Origin of the sequence: Paraburkholderia adhaesiva, assembly GCF_021390575.1 — a bacterium.
GTDB lineage: Bacteria > Pseudomonadota > Gammaproteobacteria > Burkholderiales > Burkholderiaceae > Paraburkholderia > Paraburkholderia adhaesiva.
In genome coordinates, this window is the sequence record NZ_JAJEJQ010000004.1 from 227530 (window position 1) to 241930 (window position 14401).

Consider the following 14401-nt stretch of genomic DNA (forward strand, 5'->3'; position numbering starts at 1 on the left):
GGGAATCAGGCATGTTCAAGGTACCGAAGCAGGTCTATACGACGGAGTTCAAGCTGGCCGCAGTGCAGCGGGTGAAGGACGGCCAGGGGTTTGCCGTGGTGGCCCGAGAGTTGGGTATGTCGGAGCAAACGCTTCGCAACTGGGTGAAGGCGGAGCAGGCAGGCAAGTTGAACGGTGCGGGAGCGAAGGCGATCACGCCGGAGCAAATGGAGCTTTCGCGCATGCGCGCCGAGATCAGGCGCCTGCAAATGGAACTTGAGATCGCAAAAAAAGCGGCGGTAGGTTCAATGAGTCGCCGCAACAGCCTCGCGTAGTTTATCGGCCGGAGACATGAAGCCCAATGTCTTTCTGGGCCTTTCATTGAGTCGCGCTGCGATTTTGTTCAGTTCCGCCTGAGAATATTGATCAAGTTGCGTGCCGTGAGGCAAGTACTGACGCAGAAGTCGGTTCGTGTTTTCGTTGGTACCGCGTTGCCAAGGACTTCGCGGGTCGCAGAAGTAGACCTTCACATCCGTGGCAATCGTGAAGTCTTTGTGGTTCGCCAGTTCCATGCCACGGTCCCAGGTGAGCGACTTGCGTAGATGCTGCGGCAACCGCTTAACCTCGCGCTTCAGGCCCGCGACAACGCTCACCGTGTCCTTTCCCTTTACCTTGACGAGAATGGTGAATCTCGAGCGCCGCTCGACCAGCGTAGCGACATGAGTATTGTTGGCGCCACTGACGAGATCTCCTTCCCAATGACCAGGTACCGCACGGTCAGCTGCTTCAGGTGGTCGCTCGTGAATCGAAACCGCGTCAGCAATCTTGTTGCGAGCGCCCTTCGTGCTGGAGAAGCGTGAGTGACGCATCTTCCGTTGGGTCCGTAAGTGATACTGCAGCTCCTTCTTCAGGACGCCGCGCGCTTGCACAAACAGGCTGCGATAGATCGTCTCGTGAGACACGCGCATCGACTCGTCATCGGCATATCGGTTTTTAAGCCAACCGCTCACTTGCTCTAGAGACCATTCGCGGCAAAGCTTACGCTCGACCGCGTAGCGCAAGCGCCGATTCTGCTCCAGGAGGCAGTCTTTGGGTCGCAGAGCGGCCTTCGAGGCTCGCTCCTCAGCTTCCAGAGCTCGATAGTGGCTCGTTCCGCCGTTACGCGCAATCTCACGGGAAATCGTGGAAGGCGCGCGACTCAAATCGCGGGCAATCGCTCGAATCGAAAGTCCAGCGGAGATGCCGCGCGAGATATCTTCACGTTCGCTCAACGTCAATGCCCGCAACGGCCGCTTACGAGCAGCAGGGGTATACCCTCCGCATAGTCGGATCCCGCCGTAAATTGACCCTGCAGGCTTGCCTAGCGCCTTACCGATACCAAGAAACGATTCGCCTGCCCGCCACCGCCGCCAAACCTCTGACTTGCCTTCCGGCGGCAACCCGGGCCGTCCCATCTGTGCCATTCGCCAACCCTCCCTCATTCGATATTAATAGGAAGGCGTTGCAACGACTCATTGAACCTACCCACCTCACCGCGCGGTGCGCGAAATGAAGGCAGAGCAGTTTCTGCCCGCGGACACGACGTTGCGATCGTCGAAGTATTCAACAGCTTGATTGAGCAAGATCATCTCAACGTCAAGTCCATGGTCAATGCAATGCCCGGCTTCAAACGCGTCAGGAATGCCGCCCTTACGATATAGGGTGTCGATCTGATGCACCTCATTCGCAAAGGTCAGTTCAACCCCGCACGATCGCGCCGCGAAGATACCACTGCGCCCGCTGTTTGGAAGACCGCTCAATCAGCGTGTTGATACGACGGTGAACACGCCGTTTTTCGCTCGCGCCCGTGATTTTCACGACAGCCATCAGCAGCACGCTGGATCCGGCATTGTTCAACTACGAACCGCGTGGGCTGGTTTTCTGGAAGCCAGCGCCCCGCTATCCAGCGCCTCACGCACCGATTCCGGTTTCAAGCTCGTTGAGCGCGCCTGCATGTGCCGCGAGCAGCCGTCGCACTTCAGGTATCGCACGGCGCACGAGCGATCGTGCCGACGCGGGAAGATCCTCGCACGCGTCTTCAATATCACCCGTTCTGTGCTCGCCGAGCATCGCAAGCAGCACGGATGCCTGCTGGACGTCCTTTTGCGACTTAACGAGCATGTTGGTGCGCAAACGCGATACAAGCAGCTTGTGAATCGCGAAACGCGCCGGGTTGGGAATACGGACGGGCACTGCGCCGTGCCTCGAAAGCAGCGTAGCCATCTGCGATTGACCGAGCAGGTAGGCGAGATACGGGAGTCCCGTCGCATGCGCATTCAGCTCAGGCACCGGTATCGTCGGGAACGAATCGTCCCCGGATGGTACAAGCAGGTCGACATGAAAGCGGGTCGCGCCAGCTTGCTTGAATGACGTCGATGGCTCTCCGCGATTCATCGGTGGCACTTCCACGAACGCGATCCCGGTCTCTTTCAGGATCGCGAGCAATCCACCTGTCGGCACATGTTCGAGGGCGAGTTGCCGCCCGCGCGCTATATCGACGTCCTCCGTTTCGTAGGAAACCGACCTGATACCGAGACTGTTGAGTAGCACTGCATAGGCATGAGAACCGACAAGCACTGCCCCGGCCTGGAACAGACCATGGTTGTACAGAACTCCCATCGTGGCGCAGGTTTTGTTATCGGCCACCTGAAAGCCAAGCTTGGCGAGTTCGCGGATGCGGTTCACCAAGTCCTTGCCCAACAGGATGCGGTCGCGCACCTCTTGCACGCGAGCTTCCACGGTCGGGTCGCCTTTTGGACCCCCGAGGCTCTCCTCCTGTTTTTTGCCTTCGGCATTCATGTATTGCCGGGCGTAGTACACAAGGTCTCCGCGCCGGTGCTCGAGGATCGTCCCCGGCGCGCCGAGGAGCACCTTGTCTTGCCCCGCAGCCGCCTGCTCGATATTGGCGAGCTGTGCGCAGTAAGCTTGGTCGTGGCGTTGATAAAGCGGGAAACCGGACATGCCCAGAATACCTTCAGTAGTTTTCTGTATTTTACTGAAAAGCCCCCCCCCAAGCAAGCTTCAGTAATTTTTATAGAGTTACTGAAATCGGTTAGCCCGAGCCGGCAGTCGGGCCTTCACACCTGTCCGTGATGACCGATGTCGCACAGCGCCAGTTCGTCTCCACCTGTCGAATTTCATCTCGAGTGCCTTGAACCGGGACGCTTCAAGGTCGGACGGATCAGCAATTTCGTATCGTATGAGGGGCAGCCCGGCTCCGCCTATCGTATATTCTCCGCAAAGTCCGGGGCGAGGAATTGGGAGGGCCCGGCCATTGGGCACCACTCTATGGCGCACTTTACTACATAAAACGTATTGAATATTACGTCGCAATGGTCCTGCTGTCCGGAATCGAGCCGAGCCGTGTCACTACATGGTTTTCCGCCATTCAGCGCGCCAGCGAAGCGTGAAACATACAGTCGGCATACGGTCGAAAGCCCCGCCTGTTCGGGCATTGGAGCGCCTGAGAATTCGTCCTCGAATGTTTCACGGCGATGAGATTTGGCCGCCTGCATGATCTGCGCAAGGTGGCCCGGTAAAAAGGGGACGTCTGCTGACGGTCCGTCCTTGAGATCGGCTTCTGTACCTGCCGAGTCGCCGCAAGGCCGCCCGCCCTTCTCTAAAACAAGCTCCGTCGCAGCGGGTAAGTTCTCACTTGCCAATCGAGCTTCGGAATATGGGCGCGCCTTCAGGCGCCTCGTGGTTTGGCGCCCGATTGACGGTTAGTTGCGTTATTTGGTATCGATAGTAATTTGCGCGACGCGGTTCCCATCAGTATTGCCATCGATGTTCGTACTGGCGCAGGTACGTCGACGGGTCATAGCTGCGGTGACGCCTATGTGTCGCTGCAGGAGAGATTTCGCTGAAACTGACCTCTCCCCAACTTCGCTTTCGCGGCGCTGGCAGCGTCGTTCACGTTAGGCTATTCATTGGCTCACTTCTGGCTCCGCCTCCGTGCGACGCCCTTACGCACCTGTTGAGAGCACACATCGACGTTGCGTCGCTGCCTTCCTTGGGCGCCTACGAGCCGCTGCGCGCGGATGGGAATTTACTGAGCAATGTCATCGGCGAACAATTGATTCGGGTGCGGCATCCAACTGGTGACGGCACGTATTTTAGTAACGACGCGAGGTCATCAGAGCGCCCAAACGTCGGCCACTCACTGTGCCCTTCTCGTTCGCGCCAGCATCATGACGGAAACAAATTCGGACTACGGCTAGCAGTCCTTGTTGTGATCGCGCCGCACCGTTCAAACAATACGCGCGGGCAAGACTTCACCCAGATCATCCACGATCGATTTGCCGCTTGGCTCGGAAAACATCCTGACGAATCGTGCTGTGCAGGATCTTGATAGACACGGGGCATGGTTCACCCGAGCCTTTCAACGAGGCGGCACTCGACCATCAAAAGACCGCGGAGTGATCGTAGCGGCAAATGTTGACTTTGCACGGTGCAGATACCATCCAGCTACTGTTTAGCGCCCGTGTCGCTTCAATGAACCCGGTCGAATATGCAGATGCCGTTACCGCGGTGTGCCTATTAGGCACACGTGGTGAGCCGCCTCGTGACGCTGACCGGCGTCCAAGTATCTGTGCCTAAAAGGCACACTCCCGGGCTAAATAGGGTGTCCGTGGTGCCCGTCCTCCTGTCTGGTCGACCGCTAGCTTGACCAGCCGGCTCGTACTCCCGTAACCCATAGCATCCAGCGTATGCATGCCTCAGTGGGAGCCCGCTATCCGCGTAGTGGTGCACGAAACATATACGCCAAATGGTGACCGCTAAAGCAGACGGTGCTCAACGCCGGACCCGCCTCTCACATCGGCCGGCGATTTCGCCGACGAAGAGCGGGCCACGCGCGCGAGGATGGTTATGTCGAATCGATTCAATCTGACAGGTGACAGTGCGCATCGCCCCCAGCGGTTGACATGAGAGACGTCAATGTTCGGGCCGGAGTGTGCCTAAAAGGCACACGCTTCGCTGGTGCTACGCTCGAACCGGAGCGCGCCTTCCTCGGCAACTGTGCGTTTTAAGAACGCCTGCGCTCACACGACGAACCACGCGAGTATCCAACAGCAATAAAAATCTATGGTCAGCCCGATTTTTGCAAGTGAGGTTGTGTTGACCTAAAGTGGACTTGCTCGAATCTATCCGGGGTCGTGGATGGGAAAGATCCCGCCCCATGATGGGAGCCGCGCCGGGCAAACCTCAAAAAGCCCTCAGCATCGAGGTGCTGGTTTTCATATCAGGTTACTTGCCCGGTCGTTGAGTCGTTTATGCCTTCACGTATCTCGCGTCGCAAAACCAGGTGTGACTACTGAAACTGAAGCTGTAAGCGACAGGAAGCGTCAGGCCGGGAGAGCTGCCGGCGCGCTTCGGTAGTGTGTCCCCTTGGCGAGGATGGCCCAGGCGATCCTCGCCAATTTGTTGGCCAAAGCACAGGCCACCACGTTCGAGTGTCGTCGGGCCAGCAGGCTGCGAACCCAAATACCCAATGCATCTGCACGGTGCTCGATGCGCTGCATGATGGTCCGCGCGCATTGCACCAGCAGCCGTCGCAGTTCCTTGTCGCCGCGTTTGCTGATGCCCAGTAGCGTTGGCTTGCCGCCGGTGCTGTACTGCCGCGGCACCAGACCGACCGAAGCTGCAAATTGCCTTGCCGAACCATATTGACGGGCATCGCCCAACTCTGACATCAACACACTGGCGGTCATTGGGCCGATGCCGGGAATCTCCAGCAGCCGTTCGCTGCGTTCGTCCTCGTGTAGCTGTGTGAGCAACTCGCGTTCGAGCTCACTGATCTGCTCATCCAGATACTTGAAGTGCGCCTGCAAGCGTTCGAGCACGGCCACCAGCCTTGGCGGCAACGATTCTGCCTCCAGCACGGCGGGTAGTCGCCGGATCACCGCCATACCGCGCGGCAGGCTGATGCCAAACTCCAACAGAAACGCGTGAATCTGGTTGATCGTGCCGGTGCGATCGCGCACCAGACTCTCGCGAACTCGATGCAAGGCTGACACGATCTGCTGCGCTTCGTTATGCAGACTCACGGAGCGCATGCTCGGACGCGAAGCCGCTTCGCAGATCGCCTGCGCGTCCGCGAAATCGTTCTTGTTGCCTTGCCGGAATGGTTTAACGAACTGGGGGGAAATCAGCCTGGCCTCGTGGCCCAGTGCTTGAAGTCGGCGGGCGATCCAGTGAGCCCCAGCGCAGGCTTCCATCACCACCGTGCAACTTGGGGAATTGCTCAGCAGCGTGAACATCTGGCTGCGCGTGAGCTTCCTGCGGAACACCTGCTTGCCTGACGCATCCTGTGCATGCAGGTGGAAGCAGTGCTTGCCGAGATCGATGCCGACCAGCGATACCGTGTCCATGATGGCGCCCCTGAAAGGACAAAATCCCCACTCAGCGTAGTCCACTGAGTGAGGATCGGGCTGACCATCCTATTAAGCCCGCTTTCGCGGGCCTCAGATATGCAACGGTAATTCACGCCGGATCGCCGTTAAACAACTCGCTGATCACCTGGCGTATCCGAGTTTCCTGAGCGTCAGAGAGAACGCCGGTCTTGATCTTCACGGTAAAGCTGTTCACGTCTTTCGTAATGCTGCCCGCGTGAGTCTTTCCAGCAAAGAACTTCTCGATTGATCGTTCGCGAGCAGATGTTCGCGAATTTCGCCGCGCGACTAGCGCCGCGATCGCGGGAGCGAATTTGCTTTGATCAAGACTACCGGACACAACATCGGGCCAAAGCTCGCGAGCCGCAACTACGCCGTCGTCACCATGCTTCTTCAGCACTGTGACGATCGCGTCAGCCGCATTGCATCCGATCAACGACGGGTTCAGGTCCAAGTCCTTCGTAACAAATTCCGGAAGGCTTCCAAAGGAAATGAACTTATACAGACCGCGGCGACTCATTCCTACCGCCTCCGCGAGACGCGTGCGGTTTGGAAACTCCTTTTCGGTCGTCCGGATCGAGACTGCGATCTCGTAGTCGGTCAGATCGTCGCGGCTCACGTTCTCCACCAAGGCGAGAACAGCCATGTCCTGGTCCGAACATTCGATCACCACGGCGGTAACGGCATCTTTCCCGAGCATCTTGTGCGCCCGCCAACGCCTTTCACCCGCTACGATTTGATATCCCGCCTCGGCACGCCGGACCACGATCGGCTGCAGCAGTCCCGCCTCGCGAATCGACTCCGCCAATTCGGAGAGTTTTGCCTCCGAAAACACCCGGCGAGGTTGCCACGGATTCGGAACGATTTCTGCCACTGGGAGTTGCGAAGGCGTCCCTGACGCCTCCAATTCCCGTACGCGCAGTTGCGCTGAGGCCAGCGCTCCAGCCATCCCCGGTGCTGTCTCGGTACGTGCCGCTCGACGCGCGGGATCCGGCTTTCGTTCGTCCGTGGACCGAATGCCTGCCGTTTTGGCAAGCAGTTGCTCGCGGATGTTGCTCATTGTGCGGGCCTCCATTGCTTGATGAATTGTTCGTCGACCCATCGGCAGTAGTCGACTAAAGGCTGTCGCACTCGCTGCAATGACTTCGCTTGACTGTGTGTGCTGCTGATGTCGAACACAGTGGTAAATGCCAGAGCTCCAGAACTCATGACTGAACTTGCGGGGACCTCGAACGGATCCAGCCACTGACGGTAGGCGCCTTGAGCCCAGGTACGGACAACTGGAGCCGATGATGTCGGCCCGTAATTTACCCGGGTAAGAAGCACGGACACGAAGTCGTACTTCTTGTCGGCCTCAAACCTTATGAAGGATTTGGCGACGTCGGAGAACAACCGCCAAAACGAGAGTGAACTAAAAAAGTCTAGGTTCTCGGGCACCATTGGCATAACCATGGCGTCAGCGGCCATCAGTGCGTTCAAGTTGAGATACGACAGGGAAGGGGACGTATCGAGGATGATGTAATCGTAGTGCTTCCTCAGCGGTGCCAATCCGTCTCGCAGCACCTGCCAGAATTTGAATCCCGGAACTTTCATCTGCATCGCCGGCAGGTGATACTCCGCTCCAACCAACTCGGTATGCGCTGGAATGATGTCGAGTCCATCCCAGTATGTCGACTGAACTTTTGCAAGCAGCCCGCCTTCAATGTCCTGGTCGTAGACGTAAGGCAGCACGGTAGCTTCAGGAAACACCTCCTTCTCCGCGTATAACCCGCAGAGTTCAGACAGAGAGGCTTGGGGGTCAAGGTCGACTACCAGCACTTTGCGACCACGGAGAGTCAGCCCTTGTGCGAGACACATGGTGGTCGTAGTCTTCGCAGAACCACCCTTCAGCTGCGAAGTAATGATGATCTTGCCCTCGAAGTCCTCGCTTGGGCCCGCGACTAGCGGTGTCTGGAAGATATCGGAAATCTGCTGGACCCAGGTGCGCGCTTCCGCCAGAGTGAACTGCCGACTCCGACTACGCCCCGTCCCGGTGCTATGCCCTTCTGGCAACACCCCATCACCTTTTGTTATCTGGTATTGCACCTGATTGCGGGTCAATCCGCACATTTCCGCGATCTCGCCGGTCGTGAAGACCGGGGGAGTCTTGCGGGGACGGGGGGCGAGAATTTGGTCTCGCAGTTCCGTCGCATAGTCGGTCACGATATCGGCGAAATCGCTGATTTCCGCGAGCGTGACTGTTCGGTCGATTGGTAGCGGTTGACTGACATTGGCCATTTTCAGAGTTTCCGGTCAAAAATTAGGCTAAACGCAGAATACCGGAAAAATCCAAAAACGTCTTTATATTAGTGTCGTATTCATCGCTTTAGTTGTTTTCGAGCTTAACCACAGCAACCCATTGATTTCCTTCAGGGCGACCGAGTAACTCACCCGTAGCTCAGACGCCCGCAAGTCGGTACAAAATGTCTCACCTTCGCGATGGCGTCGGTTTGCTCAAGTACAAAGGTGAGCCATTTTGTACCTATTTCGAGGAATGAATGTAACGTAAGACGACGTGAAGAAGCCACCAGTGAAGCAATTGGGTTGCTGATACATTACAATTTCATTTCGCGCCCGGTCTTCCTCAGCAGAGGTGAGAGATTGTGTACCCAACCCTGAGCGTTACGGCCAACCAGCCCTTAAGCGGTACATAATCTCTCACCTCTGAGGCACACCGCCAAACGACGAATAAACGACCCGTTCAAGATCGCTGCGCTTCTTGTACAGGCCGCAGTTTTTTCTTGGCCACGAATCGATGCGTGGCTAGACCAGAACATCAACTATCGCCGTCAGATCTTCAAGAAAACTTGGATTACATCCCGATGTTGCACTCTTCGGGAAGCCCTCTGCTAACAACCCAGAGATGTGATTGCAGTCGCGAAAGCTGTTTTGTGCGCTGTGTTTGTATGTGTTTTTATAAAAAAATAACGTACATACAAACATACACGCCGAGGTAGTTTGTTAAAAAACAGATACTTAAGTCTCAAAAGTGAGAGGTGCTGTCCCTAAGGTGAGAAATTGTGTACCTCAAAAGTGAGAGATGCTGTACTCATAGGTGAGACTAAGGGCGAGTGGAAGGTGAGAGATCGTGTCCTGAAGAGGACAGATAAGAACCGACGCGATGAATGCATGTGGATAACCCTTCGGACGTCCTGTGCTATTGGGACCTAGCAGATTGCGCCGTGTGTGAAGGTGAGAGTTTGTGTACCAAAGGTGAGAGATATTGTGCATCTGTGCTTTGCGACGGAAATAAGGTGAGAGATCCTCGTTGACATCTCACCTTTATGTGCTACAGTCAGTCGAAACTTTGAGGGTAAGAACGGCTCCATGACCGCGGACTAGGCATGAATAGCAGCAGTGACCGGCGGGTGACACCGCTCCAGTATGCACTCGACCTTTTTGTCGAAAACTCGCCGGCTCAGAGAGCTATTCACGAGCTCGCGTCAGACAAGGACATCGGATTTCAAAAGAATCGGGTGTTTGCCCGAATCGTCGGCCTTGGGCTGTCCGCGCGACGTTTCGTTGATGCGGCTTACTTCATCGTCGCCCAAGAGCCAGAGGTCAAGGAAGCCTACGACGTCACGCTCAGCTTTTTCAAGTGGCTGATGCGCTACGACAGCAAGAACAAAAAACACTTTTCCAGCGTTATTCGCAGCGTCAAATCGTCCATGCTCGAGGTGACAAGCGCGCCGATCGTCTCCGTTGATCCGGCTGGACGGTTGGTCGATCAGTCATCTGACGACCACGACCTCGATGACGAGGGCCAGACGGATGGTACCGGCAAAGCCGCAGTTGTCTCGATCACCGATGAAGATGGCGACTGGCTGGAGTTGATCGGCCGGGTAAGCGTTCGAAATGGCAGGATACGATTCCGCGTGCCTGTCGAACTGCAGCGGCTTATCAAAGATCCAGAGAATTCGTACTGGACGAGCTTGCTGGTGACATCAAGGTTCACGCTGATCTACGCGAGAGGCATCTACGACCACGTCCAACCTGTCGTCGCCAATGGCGTATCAGAATGGCTGCCGCTCGACCTGATACGAAACCTTCCGGGAAAATCCTGGGCGAACAACGCCGAGTTCAAGTACTTCAAGCGTGACTATCTCGAGCCTGCCGTCAGGCAAATTAACGAGCTGTCCGATATTGACCTGTCGTATGAGACGCGAGCTGGAACGCCGGGGTCACGCAAGAAGGATCAGATTCGCTTCAAGCTCAAGCGAAAGAATGGCGCTTTGGCGTCCAAGGCCGCGATGCTCAACTCAGTGGCTCTTTTCCAGACCCTGCAGAACGAGTTTGGCCTGACCGACAAGCAGTTTGAACGAATCGAGGACAACAGGGCTGTCTGGACTGACGAGCGAATTCAGCAGGCGATCGACTACACCCAGTGGACGATCCGCCAGGGCACCAAAGTCAAACGAGCGTCTGCGTACTTGATGAAGGCCCTGTCGGAAAACTACCGCGTGGCCGAAGCAGACCGGCAAGTCGAACTCGTGCAGATGAAACTCGCCGAGGCGGCTGTGGCCGAAAGTGCGGCCAAGCTTGCTTCCCGTACCGCCGTCGCCGAAAGCGTGGCGGCAGCAGACGCGGCCGCGAATCAGCGTCGTGAGGACGAGGCGAAACACGCGCGAGAATCTTTCGCGGCGCTCGACAAGAAAATGCGGGAGGAACTCGTTCGCAAGTTCGTCGCGCAGAACGTGTTCGGACTTCGCGCTATCGAACGACAGGGGATCAAACCGGCTGATGTCACGCATGAGAACATCATGGAATTGCCCGGTATCGCAAACACGTTCAGCCACTACGTCGCGTCAGAATTGAGGAAGGCCGCGCGGACACGGCAATCAAAAGACTGATGCAAGAGATGAGATGTGCCGGAGTAGATAAGTGCATCTGTACTCGCGCAGTGCTCACGGAACACGATCACAAACTCCATCGAGCGCATCGAGATCAACGGCTCAGTGCTGGTTCACCTGCGCCTTCTGAGATTGAGAATGGTCTCGTTATCGGGTACCCGAGTGATTTGCCCATTGTCCGTGCTTAAGATCAGACCTTCACACGAACCGCCGCCCAACTGCAGATTCTGTCCAGAGATGTAGTTCGCCTGGATGCTGCGTAGGAACGCGCAGGTCGATGGCGCTCCCCTGTTTTTCCCAACAAGCCGGAGGCCGTGTCTACCAGCAGACTTTCGTCGACACCTACTCGAAAGTTGCATTCGCCAAGCTCTACGATCGCAAGACGCCCTTGCCGGCGGCGGACCTGCTCAACGATCGCGTTGTCCCGTTCTTCGACGGCTTTGGCATCCCGCTGCTACGCGTGCTGACAGACCGCGGCACCGAATACTGCGGCAACCCCGAGCATCATGAATACGAGCTGTACCTGGCTTTGGAAGACATCGACCATACCCGAACAAAGGCCAAGTCGCCGCAAACCAACGGGATCGTCGAGCGACTCCACAAGACCATGCTCAACGAGTTCTACCGCATCGCGTTCCGCAAGAAGATCTACGACTCGATCGCCACCTTGCAAACGGACCTTGATGCGTGGCTCGACCAGTACAACAATGAACGGGAGCATCAGGGACGGTGGTGTTACGGCAAGACGCCGATGCGCACCTTTCTCGATTCGCTGGAACTCGCCAGGGAGAAACTCATTCCCCATTGATCGCTTCCTCTCTATCGGCCCGACTACCTGTCAGATCGAGTCCCGGCTAATACACTTTTTGCATGCACGTTCTATGCTTCCCGGTCCGACCAAACCAGCCACCCGTCATTCACGCAAAACGTGTGCGCGCGAATAGGGGAACAAAAGATCAGGGACTTCGATGACTTCCCTGATCGATAGCTGTCACGGCAGCCTCCCTGTCTTGATGCGCGCGCCCATGGCGCAGCGTTGATCGGCATAGGACAGCGAGCGCATCGCGAACACCACCCAACGCGCGCCGGCCACCTTTAAGTAACCGTCCTTGGCGGCTTCGTTGTCTATTGGCACATAGGCGGCGCGCTCCGTATGATGCGGGAGCACTCGACGATTCTTGCGATCGGACAGTTCGGCCTCGACCGCGGGCAGCAGCGCAGCTTGTCGCGTGCTGGTCAAAAAAGAGCAACTTGCGCTGTCGCAAAGGCGGTCATGCGGCAGCGAGTGCGTAGACGTGCAGCAGCATTTCGGCCGGTTCGAACTGACGACGGCCAAGCGCGGCGCTGTAGGTGATGTGTGCCGCGTCACTTGTGGGCTGTCCGGTGGCGAAGGCATGCAGCACGATGATAGGTGCAAGTCCCGCGTCCTCAATCTGCAACCGCGGGTCGGCCGGAGCGGCAATTCCCGCGAGCGGGTTAGGGGCGACAACTACCCAGTCCGGTTCGCCGATCAGGGGACGGGCAACCGGGGAGCCGGACCAGCAGATCGCGGGGCAGAGGCCGGATCAGGTTCGCTGGCGCGAGTGAGTCAGTGCAGCAGGAAAGTCAGTCATGCCGGTATGGACGAAGAGTCTTGTTGAACTGGCGGCACCGATTAGTGCGATGCTGCGCAGGCAGGATGAGGCAGTTAGCGTTGCGGTCCGTCATGCAGGCCGAGGCGTCGCGGCACAAACAGCCGGTGTGGCGCCTTGATGGCTATGCGCAGGTGTGGTTTGCGGCGCTGCTGCTGGCGTCGTCGTTCGCAGCGCACGGCGTGACGTCCCATGCCTGTCCGGTTGAGCTTGTCGCGGCTCATGCGGAACAGCCAACCCGACAGGCTGATGGGGACCCGTTCGGTGATAAGTGACGTGGCGGTGGGGTGTAGCGGATAGCGAGCCTCCCGGCTCCTGTGGGGGGTGAGGCGAAACCAGTAGCGATCGCGGTGGGAGCGCATAACCATGATCATTGCCCCCTCAACGACGCGTGACGCGCCGCAGCCAGTGCCACGCAATGGTGAGTGGCCGGAAAAGGAGGTGCAGGAAAGCACGCGCCTCGTCGACAACAACCTGCCAGAGCGAACGGAGATCATTCATGAACGGGTTCTTCCATTTGAAAGGTGTGCAAAACGCACGACGGATAAACCAGGCGACCCGAAGCGGGTCGGCCCACCTGTTGCCTGCACGGTGTGGTGCAGGTGACATCAGCGTCTCACGGATCAGAGCGAACGCAAGTCGACATCCGGGCAGCAATGTGACTGTGACGTATGGCGGATGGGGGGTGACGTGCCGCGATGCCGGTGTCATAGGTATGGCTTCGGGGGGGCGGGCTTGCCGTGCAGTAACGGTGACGGGACGGAGCAGGCGCGGCCGGGGGATATGCCTCGTGGCCCGCGATGGCTGCGACTGCCTGGTTGCGTTAAGGCGTAAAGCAGATCATGGGCAGGGTCGCAAAGGTGAGCCGGACGGAGATGATCGTGCCGGGCCGTATGATCCCGGTACGCCAGCGTAATGTTTTCCGGGGCGTTCGGCGGCTCACGGATCGGCATGGGGTGCCAGTCGGGAACGTATGGCAAGTGGTGCCCGTCTTGCCTGCCGCGCAGATCGGGTGGCGGTGGTAGTCGGCCGTCTGATGCCGTGCGGGTGGCCAGATGGTGACGTATCTCGACGACGCCATGAAATCCCTGCTCGTCTCACCGTTAGATGAGGCTTGCCCGGAAACGGTTGCGGTCCTGCATCCTTGTCGGCTTTCTCCTGGCGGGTTGATGGACCAGCCCGGCGCCGACAGATTCTCCCGGGAAACGCCGGATGCCGGTCGGCTGCCGGGAACGGTACCGCCGAAAAAGCGCGGCGCGAATCGGCTCGCCAGCCTGCCTCGGCATCCGGGTCGTGCACGTTGTCCACAGAAACTGGGGGCAAACCTGTGGATAAGGAGAGCGGGATTGGGGCCAATGACCGGCTGGAGGGCGCCTTGCCTGTCATGGTCGCCAGACGGGCAGGCGCTGCCCACCGGAGCGCAAGTGGCTACCCGCTGTTTCGCTCATTCAGTCCGCGGCCGGATCGGCGT

9 protein-coding genes and 3 pseudogenes are annotated in these 14401 nt (G+C 57.8%); 4 read left to right on the forward strand and 8 right to left on the reverse strand.

Annotated elements, in window-relative coordinates; translation table 11 throughout:
* Positions 1-11 precede the first annotated feature (11 nt).
* Positions 12-275 (forward strand): annotated as a pseudogene (locus tag L0U80_RS28915) (transposase); the annotation flags it as partial.
* 9 nt (positions 276-284) lie between these two features.
* Here the strand turns inward: L0U80_RS28915 and L0U80_RS28920 are convergent.
* On the reverse strand, positions 285-1442 hold the full coding sequence (locus L0U80_RS28920; protein ID WP_233874375.1) for an IS30 family transposase: 1158 nt from the start codon (positions 1440-1442) through the stop codon (positions 285-287).
* 67 nt (positions 1443-1509) lie between these two features.
* Between L0U80_RS28920 and L0U80_RS31960 the strand changes: the two are divergent.
* A pseudogene (locus tag L0U80_RS31960) lies at positions 1510-1790 on the forward strand (DDE-type integrase/transposase/recombinase); the annotation flags it as partial.
* A gap of 139 nt (positions 1791-1929) precedes the next feature.
* Here L0U80_RS31960 and L0U80_RS28930 read toward each other — a convergent pair.
* From L0U80_RS28930 to L0U80_RS28945, 4 genes are all read right to left on the reverse strand, one after another.
* On the reverse strand, positions 1930-2979 hold the full coding sequence (locus L0U80_RS28930) for a GSU2403 family nucleotidyltransferase fold protein (RefSeq protein WP_233874380.1): 1050 nt from the start codon (positions 2977-2979) through the stop codon (positions 1930-1932).
* Between the two features lie 2384 nt (positions 2980-5363).
* Entirely contained in the window at positions 5364-6389 is a 1026-nt protein-coding gene (locus tag L0U80_RS28935; protein WP_233874383.1) for an IS110 family RNA-guided transposase, read from the reverse strand.
* Between the two features lie 112 nt (positions 6390-6501).
* Positions 6502-7470, reverse strand: coding sequence for a ParB/RepB/Spo0J family partition protein (locus L0U80_RS28940; protein WP_233874386.1), 969 nt, complete (start codon positions 7468-7470; stop codon positions 6502-6504).
* Entirely contained in the window at positions 7467-8687 is a 1221-nt protein-coding gene (locus tag L0U80_RS28945) for a ParA family protein (protein ID WP_233874389.1), read from the reverse strand. The genes L0U80_RS28940 and L0U80_RS28945 overlap by 4 nt, the downstream gene beginning before the upstream one ends.
* Positions 8688-9793: 1106 nt before the next feature.
* On the opposite strand from L0U80_RS28945, the gene L0U80_RS28950 reads away from it, so the two are divergent.
* Together L0U80_RS28950 and L0U80_RS28955 are read left to right on the forward strand one after the other, a co-directional pair.
* Entirely contained in the window at positions 9794-11299 is a 1506-nt protein-coding gene (locus tag L0U80_RS28950) for a replication initiation protein (RefSeq protein ID WP_233874392.1), read from the forward strand.
* A gap of 310 nt (positions 11300-11609) precedes the next feature.
* Positions 11610-12107 (forward strand): annotated as a pseudogene (locus L0U80_RS28955) (integrase core domain-containing protein); the annotation flags it as partial.
* A gap of 183 nt (positions 12108-12290) precedes the next feature.
* Here the strand turns inward: L0U80_RS28955 and L0U80_RS28960 are convergent.
* From L0U80_RS28960 to L0U80_RS28970, 3 genes are all read right to left on the reverse strand, one after another.
* Positions 12291-12539, reverse strand: a complete 249-nt coding sequence (locus L0U80_RS28960) for a hypothetical protein (RefSeq protein ID WP_233874395.1) — start codon at positions 12537-12539, stop codon at positions 12291-12293.
* A gap of 31 nt (positions 12540-12570) precedes the next feature.
* Positions 12571-12738: a hypothetical protein gene (locus L0U80_RS28965; protein WP_233874398.1), complete on the reverse strand. Its 168-nt coding sequence runs from the start codon at positions 12736-12738 to the stop codon at positions 12571-12573.
* A 248-nt stretch (positions 12739-12986) separates the two neighbouring features.
* Positions 12987-13304 (reverse strand): hypothetical protein, encoded by a 318-nt coding sequence (locus tag L0U80_RS28970; RefSeq protein WP_233874401.1) that lies wholly within the window; start codon positions 13302-13304, stop codon positions 12987-12989.
* Between the last annotated feature and the right edge of the window lie 1097 nt (positions 13305-14401).